General features: G+C 46.7%; 11 protein-coding genes. 5 read left to right on the plus strand and 6 right to left on the minus strand.

Annotated features, from left to right (window positions below; translation table 11 throughout):
- Nucleotides 1-12 precede the first annotated feature (12 nt).
- On the minus strand, nt 13-540 hold the full coding sequence (locus QH73_RS11425) for a PadR family transcriptional regulator (protein ID WP_039716332.1): 528 nt from the start codon (nt 538-540) through the stop codon (nt 13-15).
- A gap of 161 nt (nt 541-701) precedes the next feature.
- Between QH73_RS11425 and QH73_RS11430 the strand changes: the two genes are divergently transcribed.
- On the plus strand, nt 702-1,082 hold the full coding sequence (locus tag QH73_RS11430; RefSeq protein WP_039716331.1) for a monooxygenase family protein: 381 nt from the start codon (nt 702-704) through the stop codon (nt 1,080-1,082).
- A 16-nt stretch (nt 1,083-1,098) separates the two neighbouring features.
- Here QH73_RS11430 and QH73_RS11435 read toward each other — a convergent pair whose 3' ends face one another.
- The 3 genes from QH73_RS11435 to QH73_RS28755 form a co-directional block, all read right to left on the minus strand.
- Entirely contained in the window at nt 1,099-2,193 is a 1,095-nt protein-coding gene (locus tag QH73_RS11435) for a phosphotransacetylase family protein (RefSeq protein ID WP_039716330.1), read from the minus strand.
- 248 nt (nt 2,194-2,441) lie between these two features.
- Nucleotides 2,442-3,512 (minus strand): potassium channel family protein, encoded by a 1,071-nt coding sequence (locus QH73_RS11445; RefSeq protein WP_039716329.1) that lies wholly within the window; start codon nt 3,510-3,512, stop codon nt 2,442-2,444.
- A 59-nt stretch (nt 3,513-3,571) separates the two neighbouring features.
- Complete coding sequence (locus QH73_RS28755) at nt 3,572-3,697, minus strand: hypothetical protein (protein ID WP_286194086.1); 126 nt, start codon at nt 3,695-3,697, stop codon at nt 3,572-3,574.
- 76 nt (nt 3,698-3,773) lie between these two features.
- Between QH73_RS28755 and QH73_RS11450 the strand changes: the two genes are divergently transcribed.
- Nucleotides 3,774-5,924, plus strand: coding sequence for a polyribonucleotide nucleotidyltransferase (locus tag QH73_RS11450; protein WP_039716328.1), 2,151 nt, complete (start codon nt 3,774-3,776; stop codon nt 5,922-5,924).
- Between the two features lie 171 nt (nt 5,925-6,095).
- Here QH73_RS11450 and QH73_RS11455 read toward each other — a convergent pair whose 3' ends face one another.
- Nucleotides 6,096-8,711 (minus strand): EAL domain-containing protein, encoded by a 2,616-nt coding sequence (locus QH73_RS11455; protein ID WP_201278077.1) that lies wholly within the window; start codon nt 8,709-8,711, stop codon nt 6,096-6,098.
- A 264-nt stretch (nt 8,712-8,975) separates the two neighbouring features.
- On the opposite strand from QH73_RS11455, the gene QH73_RS11460 reads away from it, so the two are divergent.
- From QH73_RS11460 to galE, 3 genes are all read left to right on the plus strand, one after another.
- On the plus strand, nt 8,976-9,674 hold the full coding sequence (locus tag QH73_RS11460; RefSeq protein WP_236146965.1) for a gamma-glutamylcyclotransferase: 699 nt from the start codon (nt 8,976-8,978) through the stop codon (nt 9,672-9,674).
- Between the two features lie 121 nt (nt 9,675-9,795).
- Nucleotides 9,796-10,326: a GNAT family N-acetyltransferase gene (locus tag QH73_RS11465; protein ID WP_039716326.1), complete on the plus strand. Its 531-nt coding sequence runs from the start codon at nt 9,796-9,798 to the stop codon at nt 10,324-10,326.
- A gap of 172 nt (nt 10,327-10,498) precedes the next feature.
- Nucleotides 10,499-11,497: a UDP-glucose 4-epimerase GalE gene (gene galE, locus QH73_RS11470; RefSeq protein WP_039716325.1), complete on the plus strand. Its 999-nt coding sequence runs from the start codon at nt 10,499-10,501 to the stop codon at nt 11,495-11,497.
- 125 nt (nt 11,498-11,622) lie between these two features.
- Here the strand turns inward: galE and QH73_RS27760 are convergent, their stop codons facing one another.
- Nucleotides 11,623-15,228 carry a PAS domain-containing protein gene (locus QH73_RS27760; RefSeq protein ID WP_052290141.1) on the minus strand — a complete coding sequence of 1,202 codons (3,606 nt, stop codon included), beginning with the start codon at nt 15,226-15,228 and terminating at the stop codon, nt 11,623-11,625.
- Between the last annotated feature and the right edge of the window lie 66 nt (nt 15,229-15,294).

Here is a 15,294-nt window from a genome sequence, read left to right on the forward strand (position 1 = left end):
AATTGTCCCCTGCTATTTAAGTAATTGCATTGCTGTGTCAATCCAAGACAGCCAGTGAGTTTCGTAACTAATCCCATTCAAGAGGGTGAGGTATTGAAACTTTTCGGCTTCGGATAGTGTTTGCGGATTGGTAAAGTACTTTTGCTCTATAGCTTTGTAGACTGCTAGCTTTTCCTGATGCGCTTTTTGATGACGCTTCAACTCGATCGCGATCGCTTGGGGAGCGAGATCGCCTGCAAAAATTTTGACTAATAAATCGTCCTTAATCGGTGAAGGATCGGCAGGTTCGGTCATCCAAGCCTTCAAATGTTGCTTGCCTAGTTCTGTGATCCGATAGAGCTTCTTGTCTGGTTTTCCTGTCTGAAGTACGGTTTCGGATGCAATCCAGCCTTGTTGTTCTAATTTGGATAATTCTCGATAAATCTGCTGGTGGCTGGCTGCCCAGAAATATCCAACCGAGCCATCAAATTGTTGCGCTAGATCGTATCCGCTGAGAGAACGATCGAGCAGACATGCCAGGATCGCGTGTGCTAAAGCCATAATATTTCTTTACTTGACTTATGCAAAAAAGTGCATATCATATTAACATATTCAATTAATTGCATATTAAACGATCTGCAATGGCTGTAAAGACATTACACGTAACGTCTCTACTGGTCAAAATGACTCGCTCGACCACTAATCAATGAGGTGATTCTCGTATGAGTTATTCAATCTATCAAGTTGAGTTACCAGAAAACCCGGAAGCGATCGCTTTTGTGAACGGTTTCTTGGCACGCGATCGCGCAGGCTTGATTTGGATGTGGAAAAATCTCTTGTGGATTAAGAACGCGACGGCAGTAGCTGAAGGCTGCGTGCAAGTTAAAGCAGGGATTTGCGCTGCTAATGAAATCGTCATGGTAAGTTACTGGCGATCGCCGCAAAGCTTGCAAGCATTTTTTAGGGGGGAAATTCATCGCCAGATGATGCAATTTGTTGCCAAACATCCTGAGAGTTTATGTTTATATAACGAGACATATAAACCTACAGCAAGTGGTAAATACTCGCACGAACCGCAGGGAATGGCAACTATTTATAGCTAATTTAGATCTAATAGATCTAAGGCAAAGCGACAGCAGGGCTGAGATCGAGTTGGGATAATAAGCGATTGAAGTCAAAATGTTCTGCCATTAACTGACGAATGCATTCAACTTTAAAAGGTTCGTGCAGGCGCACTTGTCCGAAGGTGCGATCGACGATCTCTACCGTAGTTAGCGTATCGAGATCGACTGAGAGGATGGGAATTTCGAGTTCTTCTGCTTTACTAAGGATAAAAGTTGGTGCGGGAAGCTTACCAGTTAGAATGAGACATTGAGTGGAACTTTCCAAAGCCGCCAATTGAATTTCAACGCGATCGCCTCCCGTGACGACAGCCATATTTCGCCGCTGTCCGAAATATCTCAAGGCTGAGTTGACATTCATAGCTCCAATTGCCAAACTTTCCACCATCAGATCGAGGCGATCGGCACGGCAAAGGACATCTGCTTTTAACTGATTGACTAATTCCCTAACGCTGACACTTCTGAGTAAGCGGTTACTAGGCAGCATTCCTAAAACTGGAATACTACGTTTTTCTAGATAAGGACTGACTTCTGCCGCTACAGTTTCCATCTGTTCGAGAGGAATATCATTTAGTAGCACGCCGATTAAGCGATCGCCCAAGCGCCGTCGCGCCGAAATTAAAGGTTCGACAGAAAACGCCGATTTATAGCGAGATACCAGGAGAATTGAGGCATTGATAATTTCAGCTACTTGTAACATTCGCAGATCGAACAAACTGCCCTCTTCTAGGGTTCCCGGTCCTTCCAAGACTGTTAAATCGCCTGCCGGAAGTTGCAGATATTGCTTCAGGCGTTCGCGGTAGTCGGTGTTGTCTTCGCCTCGCAAGCGTTTGCCAATGGCATTTTCGTCCAAGGACAAGATTGTGGGAAAGACTCGCTGTGGTGGGAGTTTCAGCAGTTGGGTGACAAACTCAACATCAGCATCAGCGATCGCGGCTGTGGTATCTTCACCAAAACAGCTACCCAAAGGTTTACCATAGGCAAGATCCAGCCCCATTTGTTGCAATCGATGAGATAGACCTAATACAGTGGCAGACTTACCACTGTAAGTCTCAGTTGAACCAATCAGCAAAAACTTAGCAGCCTTCGACACCCACCCACTCCTAACCCCAGCCAGGGAAACAAATTAACTTTTATACTATTTTAATTAAGTAGAACTAAATGAAAGATGTATTTTTGCTAAAGCAATAAAAAGCGACAAGCGATCGCATTTGACAGTGACTGGTGGCTAGTGGCTAGTGGCTAGTGACCAGTGACCAACTACCAACTACCAACTACCAACTACCAACTACCAACTACCAACTACCAACTACCAACTACCAACTACCAACTACCAACAACTCATAACCGATCCGATCGCGCTTTTGCGCCTCTATATCTGATATCCCGTCGCAGAACGTATTTTTGCGCGAATTGAGGGATGTCGCCACGATGTCCCATGAGGATCACCGTGTCACCTGCTTCTAACAACATTTCATGCTGGGGGTGAATAATCATCGTACCATCTGGTTTACGCAGTGCTACAACGAGAAAACCGCCTTTCCCCCGTACTTCCATGTCGCTCACGACTTTACCCGCAAATGGAGAATCGGACGAGATCGTTAACTCATCCATATAAACATCAATTTGAGCGAGTAATTCATTTAAAGTATGCCGTCCGTCGTCTTGGTTGAGAAAATCCATCGCCGCAGGATGAGTAATCATCTGTGCCATCCGTTCTGCACCAATAGAAGCAGGCATAATCACGCGATCCGCACCAGCTAATTTGAGTTTCTTTTCCGTAGAGGGATATTCACCCCGTGCCAAAATTATCAAATTGGCATTCATTTCGCGGGCAGTCAGAGTAATAAAAACATTAACTGCATCGTCAGGCAGTACAGTAGCTAGAGCCTTAGCGCGTTCGATGCCAACAGCTTGCAAGATCGTTTCGTCAGCAGCACTACCCAGTTTTGTCAAATAGCCTTTAGATTCAGCCATAGCAACGCGATCGCTACTATTGTCAACTACGACAAACGGCTGCTGCATTTTATCCAATCGTCGTGCAAGTATCTGCCCAATCCGACCGTAACCGCAAATAATCACGTGTTGTTGCAGGGATTCAATTTCGCGTTCGAGCCGCCTAGCACTCAAAGCTTTATTAATTTCTCCCTCAGTCACCATTTGCACGAACCCTCCCACGATATAAACCACCGAAGTATAGCCAGCTACAATCACCAGAATGGTAAAGACTCGCAGTGTAGGTGATGTAATCGGTTTAACTTCGCCATAACCCACACCAAAAACGGTAATTGTAGTCATGTAAATTGCATCTAACAAATTCCATCCAGCCACTACATAGCCAGTAATGGCGACCAGGATAGTCGTAGCAAAAGCGATCGCCCCTAAGATAATGTTTCTAAAAGATGTTTTCACTTATTGCATGTATGAGTGGCTAGTGGCTAGTGGTTAGTTTCTTCTCTAGTCACTAGTCACTAGTCACTAGTCACTGATAACTGATAACTGACAACTGATGTTGTATAGAGTAATGCTTTAAATTTTTCTGTCCCGACTCCCGACTCCCGACTCCCGACTCCCGGCTCCCTGCTCCCTTCTTCCATGACAACCCACTAGAGGTATATCGGTGCTAGGATTGCGACAGAATCAGAATAGCGATTAAAAAGGACAAAAAACTAAATGGTAGAGATGGATAGGTCAATATCCTTCGATGGAAGGGATATTCGACTTAGAGTAGGTATGTTAGCCCCTCAAGCTGGGGGAGCAGTGTTAATTCAATCAGGCGATACAGCAGTTTTAGTTACTGCAACCCGAAGTACAGCCAGAGAAGGCATTGATTTTCTTCCCCTAACGGTAGATTACGAAGAAAGACTCTACGCTGTCGGTCGAATTCCAGGTGGTTTCTTGCGGCGTGAAGGTCGTCCGCCAGAAAAGGCAATCCTGACTAGCCGCTTGATCGATCGCCCCTTGCGTCCGCTGTTTCCTGGTTGGCTGCGGGACGATCTGCAAGTTGTGGCAACAACTCTGGCAATGGATGAGTTAGTCCCGCCGGACGTGCTAGCGGTGACGGGTGCATCGATGGCAGTTATGTTAGCGCAAATTCCTTTTAATGGACCAATGGCAGCCGTGCGCGTCGGCTTGGTAGGGGATGATTTTATTATTAATCCTACCTATGCTGAAATTAAGGCAGGCGATTTAGATTTGGTCGTGGCGGGTACTCCAGACGGCGTAATTATGGTGGAAGCTGGAGCTAACCAGCTATCAGAACAGGATATGGTTGAGGCGATCGATTTCGGCTACGAAGCCGTGCGAGACTTGATCGCTGCTCAACAAGACTTTCTCAAAGAGTTAGGGGTCGAACCGCCACAAGTCACGCCGCCAGAAGTAGATTCTACTTTAACAGACTTCATCCGCGATCGCGCCCAAACTCAAATCAAACAAATTCTCTCGCAATTTGACCTGGACAAAAACAGCCGCGATGCTGCCCTCGATGAAGTCAAAGCCGCTGTTGCCGAGGCGATCGCCGAACTGCCAGAAGAAGATCCGGTAAAGGTGATTACGACTACCGAAAGCAAAGCACTGGGTAACACTTTCAAAGATTTGACCAAGCAATTGATGCGACGGCAAATTGTTGAAGATGGCGTGCGGGTTGACGGGCGCAAACTAGACGAAGTACGCCCCGTTTCCTGTAGAGTTGATGTTTTACCCAAGCGGGTTCACGGTAGCGGTTTATTCAATCGCGGTCTGACGCAGGTTCTCTCGGCTTGTACCCTGGGAACACCAGGCGACGCTCAAAACCTGTCTGACGATCTGCAAGAAGATCTAGAAAAACGCTATATCCATCACTACAACTTCCCACCCTTCTCAGTTGGGGAAACAAAACCTCTGCGCGCCCCAGGTCGGCGTGAAATCGGTCACGGAGCGCTAGCAGAACGCGCCATTTTGCCCATTCTACCATCCAAAGCTGATTTTCCCTACGTCATCCGCGTAGTCTCAGAAGTCCTTTCTTCTAACGGTTCTACGTCGATGGGTTCGGTTTGCGGTTCCACTCTTTCCTTGATGGATGCAGGCGTGCCGATTCTCAAACCCGTGAGTGGAGCGGCGATGGGACTAATTAAAGAAGGCTCTGAAGTCCGCGTCCTGACTGATATTCAGGGGATTGAGGATTTTTTAGGCGACATGGACTTTAAAGTGGCTGGGACAGATACGGGAATTACTGCCCTGCAAATGGACATGAAAATTTCTGGGTTGCCCCTGGAAACGATCAAACAAGCCATTGACCAAGCGCGTCCTGCCCGGATGCACATCTTGGAAAAAATGCTTCAGGCGATCGACCAGCCGCGTAGCGAAATGTCAGCTTTTGCCCCGCGTCTGCTGACAATTAAGATCGAGCAAGATCTCATCGGCATGATTATCGGACCTGGTGGCAAAACAATTAAAGGGATTACCGAAGAAACTGGAGCCAAAATCGATATTGAAGACGATGGCACGGTGACTATCTCTGCGGTGGATGAGAGCAAAGCGAAAAAAGCTCGTAACATCATCCAGGGAATGACCCGCAAGCTACAAGAAGGAGAAGTCTACGCTGGTCGCGTGACTCGAATTATTCCCATTGGCGCGTTTGTGGAATTTTTGCCCGGAAAAGAAGGCATGATCCACATTTCTCAACTGGCTGACTATCGTGTAGGGAAAGTCGAAGACGAAGTCACAGTTGGTGATGAAGTGATAGTCAAAGTCAGAGAGATCGATGGCAAAGGTCGGATCAATCTGACTCGCTTGGGCATTCATCCCGACCAAGCAGCCGCAGCGCGAGAAGCAGCGGTGAAGTAGATCGGAGAACGCGGCTTCATTGGCGACGAATTCGCCAACCGCTCGCTTCAGGAGACAGGAGACAGGAGACAGAATAATTTGCCGTTATTTGTCTGTGTTTCCTTGCTCTTGCTCTAACGGTTTTTGTACAAGAGAATAAAGCGCGATCGCCTCATTTGCTTTCGCCTCAATTCACCACCGGGGATTTGTCACGATCAATGCCTCTGCTGCTGACGCTTCTAGTGGCATAGAGAAAAAATATCCCTGTCCGTATCCACAGTTCAATTCTCTCAACTGTGCTAACTGCTCCGCTGTTTCTACTCCTTCTGCTGTCACGTCTACATCTAGCTTTTGGGCAAGCGTCACGATTGTTTCAGTAATTTCTAAACTGACCGCACTAGTCCCGATATTGCTAACAAAAGAGCGATCGATTTTTAACATATCGATCGCAAAGCGGTGAAGACGACCTAAAGATGAATAGCCAGTGCCAAAGTCATCAACAAGCAACCGAATTCCCATAGCTCCGAGTTGCGAGAGCATGACACTTGCCGCTTCATGATTCTGCATAATCGCATTTTCTGTAATCTCTAGCTGTAGACTAGACGCATCTAGATGAGTCTCCTGTAGGACTCGATCAATGTGCTGTAGCAGTTCAGCTTGCCCAAACTGGGGACTACCAAGATTGACGTTAATGGTTAAGGATTGGATTGCTCTTGAGGAATCACTCGCGGCGCTTTCCTCGTCGGCTGGGCTAGATAAGAATTGCTCTTGCCACTGTTGGAGCTGGCGACAAGCTTCCCGCAGCACCCACCGATCTAGAGCAAGACCTAGCCCGATTTCTTCGGCAATGGACATGAACTCGGTTGGGTAAACAAGACCTCGATTTGGATGCTGCCAGCGGATTAGCGCCTCAAAGCCTACAATTCTACCAGTTTGCAGCGATATTATTGGCTGATAGTGAATCCGAAACTCCTGACGCTCAATCGCTCGTCGCAGCTCCGTTTCCATCTGCAACCGTGCAACGGCGCGATTGCGCATCTCTGGGTTGAAGATCTCGTATCGCGCTTTACCTAAGTTCTTGGCTCGGTACATAGCGATGTCAGCGTCGCGCAGTAGGTCTTCTGGCTGGTTGTTACTTGTCGTTCTCAGGACAATGCCAATACTTGCTGTAGTAAATACCTCTTGCCCGCCTAAATTGAAGGGCAATGTCAGTTGGGCTTGTATCCGTTCTGCGACTTGGATCGTGTCGCCGATGTCATCAATATCCTCAAGCAAGATTGTGAATTCATCTCCCCCAAGTCTCGCCGCCGTATCTGTAGGACGTATGCAAGCTTCTAGTCTTCTAGCAATAGCAATGAGAAATTCGTCCCCAAGTGTATGCCCAAGACTATCATTGATGACCTTAAAACGATCTAAGTCAAGAAAGAGGACAGCAAAAAGATAATCTTCATCTCGTTTACTATGTTCCACCGCACGCTCTAGGCGATTCATGAATAAAGATCGATTGGGTAGACCCGTGAGGGCATCGTGAAACACATTGTGCAGCAGTTGCTCCTCTGCGTGCTTGCGCTCTGTAATATCTCGACAAATTACGTGCAACTCCGTAGGCATTCCATCTTCGTCAAATAGCAGTTGGCTGCGTTCGCGAACCCATACAACCGACCCATCTTTACGAATTTTTCGCAGTTCATTTTCACTAGTGACCAACCTTTCCCTCAAAACTCTATCTAACCATTGTTGAGCCAACTGCCAATCTGGTTGGTAAATCGTCAGCCAAATTGGTCTGCCGATCAACTCTTGTTTGCGGTAGCCTAGAAAATCAGCCCCGATCTGATTGATCGATCTAATAATTCCATTAACTGCGATCGAGGCATAGGAATCGGGAGCAGAATCGTACAAATTTTGATATTGTTGCTGACTCTCTCGCAGTGACGCTTCTACTCGCTGGCGTTCTGTAACCGCAGCACCCACAAGCAAACCCGTGTATGAAACTGTCATCAAGCAAAACTGTAAGGCTAATGTATTATTTCCAGAGCGAATGTAAACCAGGAGCGTGACACCAATATTGATGACTAAAACTGCTAGCACTGCTCGCTCGAATCCGTGCCGCACAGCGATCCAAATCAACGGCAAAAACACAAAATAGCTGTACTCTAAAGATAATCCTGGCGGAAATCCATAGCCGAGCCAGATAGCGACAATTAAAGCAATCAAATCTGTGCTGCACTCCAGTACCGTTTGACTCCTCAACCAACCTGCGTCGATCTGCTGCGTCGGTCTTTCTTGAGTAACCTGCCACTTAGCCTCAGATACTATGCGTAACAAAAGCAAAAGCGGCGGCGCTAACATTGCAATGCCAGTAGCCTCTCCAGCCCATTCGCGGATGACTTGTACCGTCCATTGAGACCAAGAAAGACTGCTAGCTGCCGCTAACGTCGTTACATATAGTCCAGAAACTACGAGTGATGTAATAAAAGTGACAATAGCAAATCTAAAAACGTCACGAAAACGGCGGAGGTATGGATCGATATGTAACTTGTGCAGCAACAAAGCACTGGCTAGACTGTAGCCTAGCATTATCCAGATAGCACAGAGCAACACGTATAACGGAGCAATGTTTAGTGGACTCACCACTAACATATGTAGCAACGGGATGAGCAGCAACTCAGGGGTATAGCGCAGACCAAACCCCAACAAAAGCACGAAGTGAAGTCCGGCTGATGGCTCCCAAGGGCTGATCGCTGCCGCCGTGTCAAAGACAGCGGCTAATTCTTCTAGACCTAGCCCAGCTAAAACGTAAACCGCCACAAGCAGTAGAGTACGCAGACTTGAGGGGAGATGTCGCAGCCATCTGAATAGTCTTGGGAAAATGTGCCAGTTGTTACGCCCTATTCTCACTGCCTCACCCGCTTTCTACTACTTAGATAGTGTAGGGTTCTGTTGGCTAACTCGAATCTAGCTACTTACGTAGAAACGCTTCAAAATCGCAGCAAGATGATACAGTAGACAGCTCAAACTTATTGCAAATGTATCTTCTTGAGTTTTATCTGCAATAGGTCTATTGTAGGATGGTTGAAGTCTGAGGCAGTTCTTCTCGCCGTTGCTATGATTCTCAACCGCGCCTATCTCGAATCAGGGCTGCTACAAAAAGCGATCGCTCAATCTAAATTGGGAAAACACCTGCTGAGTGAGGCGGAGTTGCAAGCCTCGATTCAACAAACTTTAGCGCGACAAAAACCCAATTCCGATATTTGGTTGTTTGCCTACGGTTCTCTGATTTGGAACCCAATTTTTCATTTTGCTGAATATCGCACTGGGACGATTTACGGTTTGCATCGCCGTTTTTGCCTCTGGACTCCTCTCGGTCGCGGTACGCCGGATAATCCTGGTTTGGTTTTGGGACTCGATCGCGGTGGTAGTTGTCGCGGCATTGCCTACAGAATTGCTGCGGCTAATGTTATGTCGGAATTAACGATTGTCTGGCGGCGAGAAATGATTGTTGGTTCTTACGTCCCTACTTGGGTCAAATTCTATCACGATAAGCAAGTTGTAGAGGCGATCGCTTTTGTTGTGAATCGACATCGTTCGGGTTACGCGGGTAATATTTCTTTTGACGCTACTGTTGATACTCTTGCCACTGCTAAGGGAGAACTCGGTTCTAGTGCTGATTATTTGTTTCAAACTGTGGACGGATTAAATAGTGTCGGAATTAAGGATAAGCCGCTTTTATGTTTGCGCGATCGCGTGATTGCTAAGCAACAAGGGATTTAATGTCACCTCATGATACAAAGCGATAACTGAAATATTTTGGTTCGATCGAAATATACTGGTAGGGGCGCACTACAGCTGTGCGCCCCTACTACGGATTGTGTATTTCATCCTACCAAAGGCTATGACTACCATTGCCCAAAGCGATCGCCTCATCATTCGTAGTTGGATTCCTGAAGAGGATGCAAGATCGGCTTTTCAGATCTATAGCGATCCAGAAGTGACGCGATTTATTAAAACTAAAACTACTAGTATTGAAGATGCAATTAAACTACTTCAACGCTGGGTAATATTATCAACTCAACTTAATGGTGGAGGCTTTTGGGCAGTTGTAAGTAAAGCAACGCCAGAAATTCTCGGTACGATTATTCTCATTCCCTTGCGAGATGAAGCAGAACAATGGACGCAAAATTATGAAATTGGCTGGCATTTGAAAAAATCTGCTTGGGGAAATGGATACGCTACTGAAGCGGCAAAAGCCATTCTCGATTATGGATTTAATACTCTAAAATTACCCACAATCTACTCAATTGCTAGACCCGAAAATACAACTTCAATCCGCGTGATGCAAAGATTGAACATGATACCAATTGGACGCACTAATAAGTACTACCATATGGAACTTGAGATATTTAAATTGGGCAAACTCACATAACAGATACTTAGCGCTGGAACTGGTAATGGTTAAGGCAGGAGATAGGAGACAGAAGTAGTTCTTCTCCCCCAGCTCCCTCAACCCCCTCAGCCCCCTCAGCTCTCTTCCCTGCTCCCTGAGAACTGAATAATCGGTTAAATTAAAAGATTGTTGCAGCAAAGGGGAGAAGAGAATGTCGTCTGTAAAACCTACAATCTTAGTTACTGGTGGAGCGGGATATATTGGTTCCCATGCAGTATTAGCACTCAAACGGGCTGCATACGGTGTAGTCGTTCTCGATAACCTTGTGTACGGACATCGCGATTTGGTCGAACAGGTTTTACAGGTGGATTTGATTGTTGGTGATATTAACGATCGCCCCTTACTAGACGAATTATTTGCTAAGTACGACATCGCCGCTGTCATGCACTTTTCCGCATATGCATATGTGGGCGAATCTGTCACGACTCCAGATAAATATTATCGTAATAACGTCGTTGCCACGCTCACCTTACTAGAGGCAATGCAGGCTGCATCGATCGATAAATTCGTCTTCTCTTCTACTTGCGCTACTTACGGCGTACCTAAAACAGTACCGATTCCCGAAGACCATCCCCAAAGTCCAATTAATCCCTACGGTGCGACTAAATTGATGGTAGAGCGAATTTTAGCTGACTTTGATGTTGCCTATGGCTTCAAATCTGTCTGTTTTCGCTACTTTAATGCTGCTGGTGCAGATCCAACCGGATTGCTAGGAGAAGACCACGATCCAGAAACTCATTTAATTCCTTTGGTATTGCAAACAGCTTTAGGTAAGCGCCAGTCTGTCTCAATTTTTGGTACTGATTACGATACTCCTGATGGAACTTGTATTCGCGATTACATCCACGTTACCGATTTAGCCAACGCTCATATTCTGGGCGTGGAATATCTTTTACAAGGTGGAGATTCAACAATTTTTAATTTAGGTAACGGTAATGGTTTTTCAGTTAGAGAAATCATTGACACTGCCAAGCAAGTTACAGGAAGAGAAATTAAAGTTGTAGAAAGCGATCGCCGCGCTGGAGATCCACCCGCACTCGTCGGTAGTGGTGAAAAAGCAAGAAAAATTCTGGGTTGGAATCCCCAATATCCAGAGATAGATAAAATTATCAGTCATGCTTGGAACTGGCATCAAAAACGACATGGATAATAACTGAATTGCATCCGATATTTTTGGTGATGTTTGTCATTGGTCATTAGTCATTTGTTAAATATTAGGGTGGGCAATGCCCACCTTCGATCGAACTTTGTCTTAAAGTTGAACTATTTGTTGCGTTAGGAGCGATCGCACGAGCGAGTTGTCGAGACAATCTCCGCGATCGCTTTCACCAATTCATCAGGATCTACAGGCTTAGGCAAATGCAACTGAAATCCTGCGGCAAATGCCTTTTGTTGGTCGTATTCTCCAGCATAAGCAGTTAAGGCAATTGCAGGAATTGACAGCGATCGGGACTGTACCAGACTTCTGACTTTTTCTAGAAACATATAACCATCGATCAGCGGCATTCCAATATCGCTCAAAATGATATCTGGCAATTGTTGAGACAAAGACACTAGTGCATCTTCTGCCGAACTCACGACTGTCGCTTCTGCTCCATGCTGTTTTAACACGCAAGTCACATACTCTCGCATATCTGGATCGTCGTCTACTGCTAGTACGCGCACGCCTTGCAACGGTAATTGCTGGGTCTGGGATGGCGAGTGGTGCATCTCCCGACTCCCACTCTCCCACTCCCGACTCCCTTCTAATAAAGGCAATGTCACGGTAAACGTAGCTCCTTGTCCTTCACCGAGACTATCTACCCCAACCGTACCACCGTGTAACTCTACTAAGTGACGTACAATCGCCAATCCTAACCCCAATCCACCAAAAGTCCGAGTTGTACTGCTATCGGCTTGGCGGAAGTAGTCGAATACATAAGGCAGAAAATCAGGACTGATGCCTTTTCCCGTATCGGAAACTTGGATTTGGACAAAGTTGGTAATTGGTAATTGGTAATTGGTTGTGGATGAGTGGCTGGTGGCTGGTGGCTGGTGGTTAGAATTACTCCCTGCTCCCTGCTCCCTGCTCTCTGCTCCCTGCTCAAGTTGAAGCGAAATCTCTACTCGTCCGCCAGCAGGAGTAAATTTAACCGCATTAGATAGCAAATTCCAGACTACCTGTTGCAATCGTCCTGAGTCCCCTAGAACTAGGGGAATCGGGAGTCGGGAGTCTCCCGATTCCCCCTTGTCTTTCCCTGCTCCCTGCTCACTGCTCCCTGCTCCCTCAAAAACTAAATGAATCTGCTTCGCTTCGGCACTTAGTTGCACCGTTTCCATTGCGGCTTGAATTGTGCTAGCAAGATTCACTGGGACGAATTTTAATGCCAGTTTGCCTCGGAGAATGCGGGAGACATCAAGCAGATCGTCTACGAGTTGGGCTTGGAGTTTAGCATTGCGCTCGATGGTTTCTAAGGCGCGGTTTCTTGCTGCTTCATTATATTGACGCGATCGCAATAATTTTGCCCAACCCAGGATCGGATTGAGGGGCGATCGCAATTCGTGGGATAGTACGGCTAAAAATTCATCCTTAATCCGATTTGCCGATTCCGCTGCCTCTCGTGCCACTTTTTCAGCAGCGTACAATCGCGATCGCTCCAGAGCTTGGGCGCATTGCCGCGCTAGAGTCATCATAAAGGCACGTTCCGCCAGATCGAAATCGCGGGGCTGACTGAAACTCAATCCTAAAGAGCCGATCGTTCGTCCTTCAATTGTCAACGGCAAACAAGCAATTGCTTGAGAACCAGAAGCAATATATGTGTCTGCCAGACTCGGATAAAGCTGTTGATATTCAGCAGGCGATCGCGCTATAACCATTTCCCCCGTGCGGATTGTATCGGTAAGGGGAAGTGAAGCGCTGAGCGGAACGCGCCGATAGGGGGCAATTTCTGCTTCCTGGTAGCCAATCGAGCAGACAATCTCTACTGTCTTACCATCTTCGTGCAGCAAGCCGATCCAGCCTCTTGTGGCATTGAAGGCAGCTAGTCCTTGATGTAGTAAAATTTCTCTGACTTGCTCTGTCGTCAATGCTTGAGCTAAAGCTGCAGTCAAATTTTGTAATTGGTAAATTCGCTGGATATTTAACTCCGCGAGTTGACGTGCCGCTTGCTCTTGCTGCAACAGGCGATCGCGCTCTAGTTCTGCATGTTTGCGATCGGTAATATCGCTGACTAAAGAGACAAACCCCTCTACCCGTCCTCGGCTGTCGAACTGAGGAATATAAACTGCCTCAATGTAGCGTACTCCACCATCTTGATAGGGAACTTGACTTTCGTATCTGACTGCTTGCCCTGCCAGTGCTTGCTCTACATAAGGGCGAATTTTATCGTAAGCAGCTTCGCCTAAGACTTGCCGTATATGCCTGCCGCAAATTTCTGTAGCGGGATGACCGAACCATTGTTCGTAGGTACGATTCACAAAGCGATAGCGCTGTTCGAGATCGACATAGGCAATCAGCGCGGGTACGGTGTTGGTAATTAGGCTTAATTCTGCCTCTCGTTGACTCAACGATGTCTGGATTTGTTTGAGTTGAGTGATATCGACTACAGTTGCACCTACACCCAAGATCTGACCGTCCGTCAGACAAACGGGATAGAAATTGACAAGCGCGTGACGATATACTCCTGGGGGATTTGTTTCACCGCTGAGTTCTTGGTTAAGCAGTGGCTCTCCCGTCTGCATCACTTGCCGCAAAACTGGTTCTAGCATGTCGCCCCACTCTGGTAGCACTTCCCGCACGCTGCGATTGAAGTGGTCTTTGAGGGGAATGCCATTCATGGTTGCTAAAGCTTGGTTGACGTGGATATAGCGGAGATTGGTATCTAAAAAAGTTAAACCGACAGGAGAACTAGCCAACCAAGTATCGATTAATGCCAGGGTTGCTTCTTGTCGTTGCATTGCTTGCTTTAATTGGCGATGCAAGCGAGAGTTTTCCATTGCCAATCCGACGCGCCGACCCAGTTCTTCAGCTAAGGTTAAATCTTCGTTACAGTAATGACGCTGAGATGTTGTCAGCATCAGCGATAGTACGCCGAACACTTCTCTACCTGCAATTAACGGCACGCAAATCGCAGATTTAATCCCTACTTGCCGAAAAAATTGTAAATGTTCGACACTTCGTGCCATAGCTACATAATTTGCATCTGTGACTTCAGGGATTAATTCCGATCGCCCTGTCTGAAAAACTCTAGTAATTGGGTGTGTTTGGTCGTTTAAATCTAAAGGATAGGCAGCTGTAAGTTGACGCACCAAGTCTGCTCGATCGGGATCTTTGGCTTGGACGGCAACCAGAGGATTAATCGCCAAGTCTGCGGGGAGAATATCGACAGTGCAGAGATCGGCAAATTCGGGAATAGTTAGTTCTACAACCGATCGCAACGTTGTTTCATAGTCAAGAGAAGATGTGAGTACGGTGTTGGCACGATCCAAAAAAGCCAATCTTTGTTGCATTACCTCTGCTTGGGCTTTGGCTTTCTGTTCCCGCTGTCGGTCGATCTCTGCTCTGTGCTTTGCTATGCGTAACTCCTCGCATAGATAGCTCACCATTACCCCCTGTAAAGCAAACAATCCTAGCCGCAGCAAGTCATCTGGATCGACCGTGAGTGTACGAATCGGATAGTGAAAGAAGTAATTACTGAAAAAAACTGATAAGACAGTAGCTACTAGCCCAGGTTTTAACCCTCCATACCAAGCGGCGATCGCTACTGCTCCATAAAACAGCAAAAACGGAGTTTTTGTCATTCCCAACCAAGAGTCTAACCCCAGCATGAGCGCCAGAGCTAGCATTACAACAAGGATGGCAACCCCGTAGGAAGCAATCTGGGAGCGGGTAACTTGTGGCATGGAATGTTTAGAGGTATCTATTGCATACCTTAGTTAGCTGCTATCTTCTACCATATGAGAGATAAA

This window comes from Scytonema millei VB511283 (assembly GCF_000817735.3).
Taxonomy (GTDB): domain Bacteria; phylum Cyanobacteriota; class Cyanobacteriia; order Cyanobacteriales; family Chroococcidiopsidaceae; genus Chroococcidiopsis; species Chroococcidiopsis millei_B.

Bases quoted from the DNA above. Each gene is read 5' to 3' on its own strand.
- QH73_RS27760 (WP_052290141.1), bottom strand. From the start codon at position 15,228: ATGCCACAAGTTACCCGCTCCCAGATTGCTTCCTACGGGGTTGCCATC.
- galE (WP_039716325.1), top strand. From the start codon at position 10,499: ATGTCGTCTGTAAAACCTACAATCTTAGTTACTGGTGGAGCGGGATAT.
- QH73_RS11465 (WP_039716326.1), top strand. From the start codon at position 9,796: ATGACTACCATTGCCCAAAGCGATCGCCTCATCATTCGTAGTTGGATT.
- QH73_RS11450 (WP_039716328.1), top strand. From the start codon at position 3,774: ATGGTAGAGATGGATAGGTCAATATCCTTCGATGGAAGGGATATTCGA.
- QH73_RS11425 (WP_039716332.1), bottom strand. From the start codon at position 540: ATGGCTTTAGCACACGCGATCCTGGCATGTCTGCTCGATCGTTCTCTC.
- QH73_RS11430 (WP_039716331.1), top strand. From the start codon at position 702: ATGAGTTATTCAATCTATCAAGTTGAGTTACCAGAAAACCCGGAAGCG.
- QH73_RS28755 (WP_286194086.1), bottom strand. From the start codon at position 3,697: ATGGAAGAAGGGAGCAGGGAGCCGGGAGTCGGGAGTCGGGAGTCGGGA.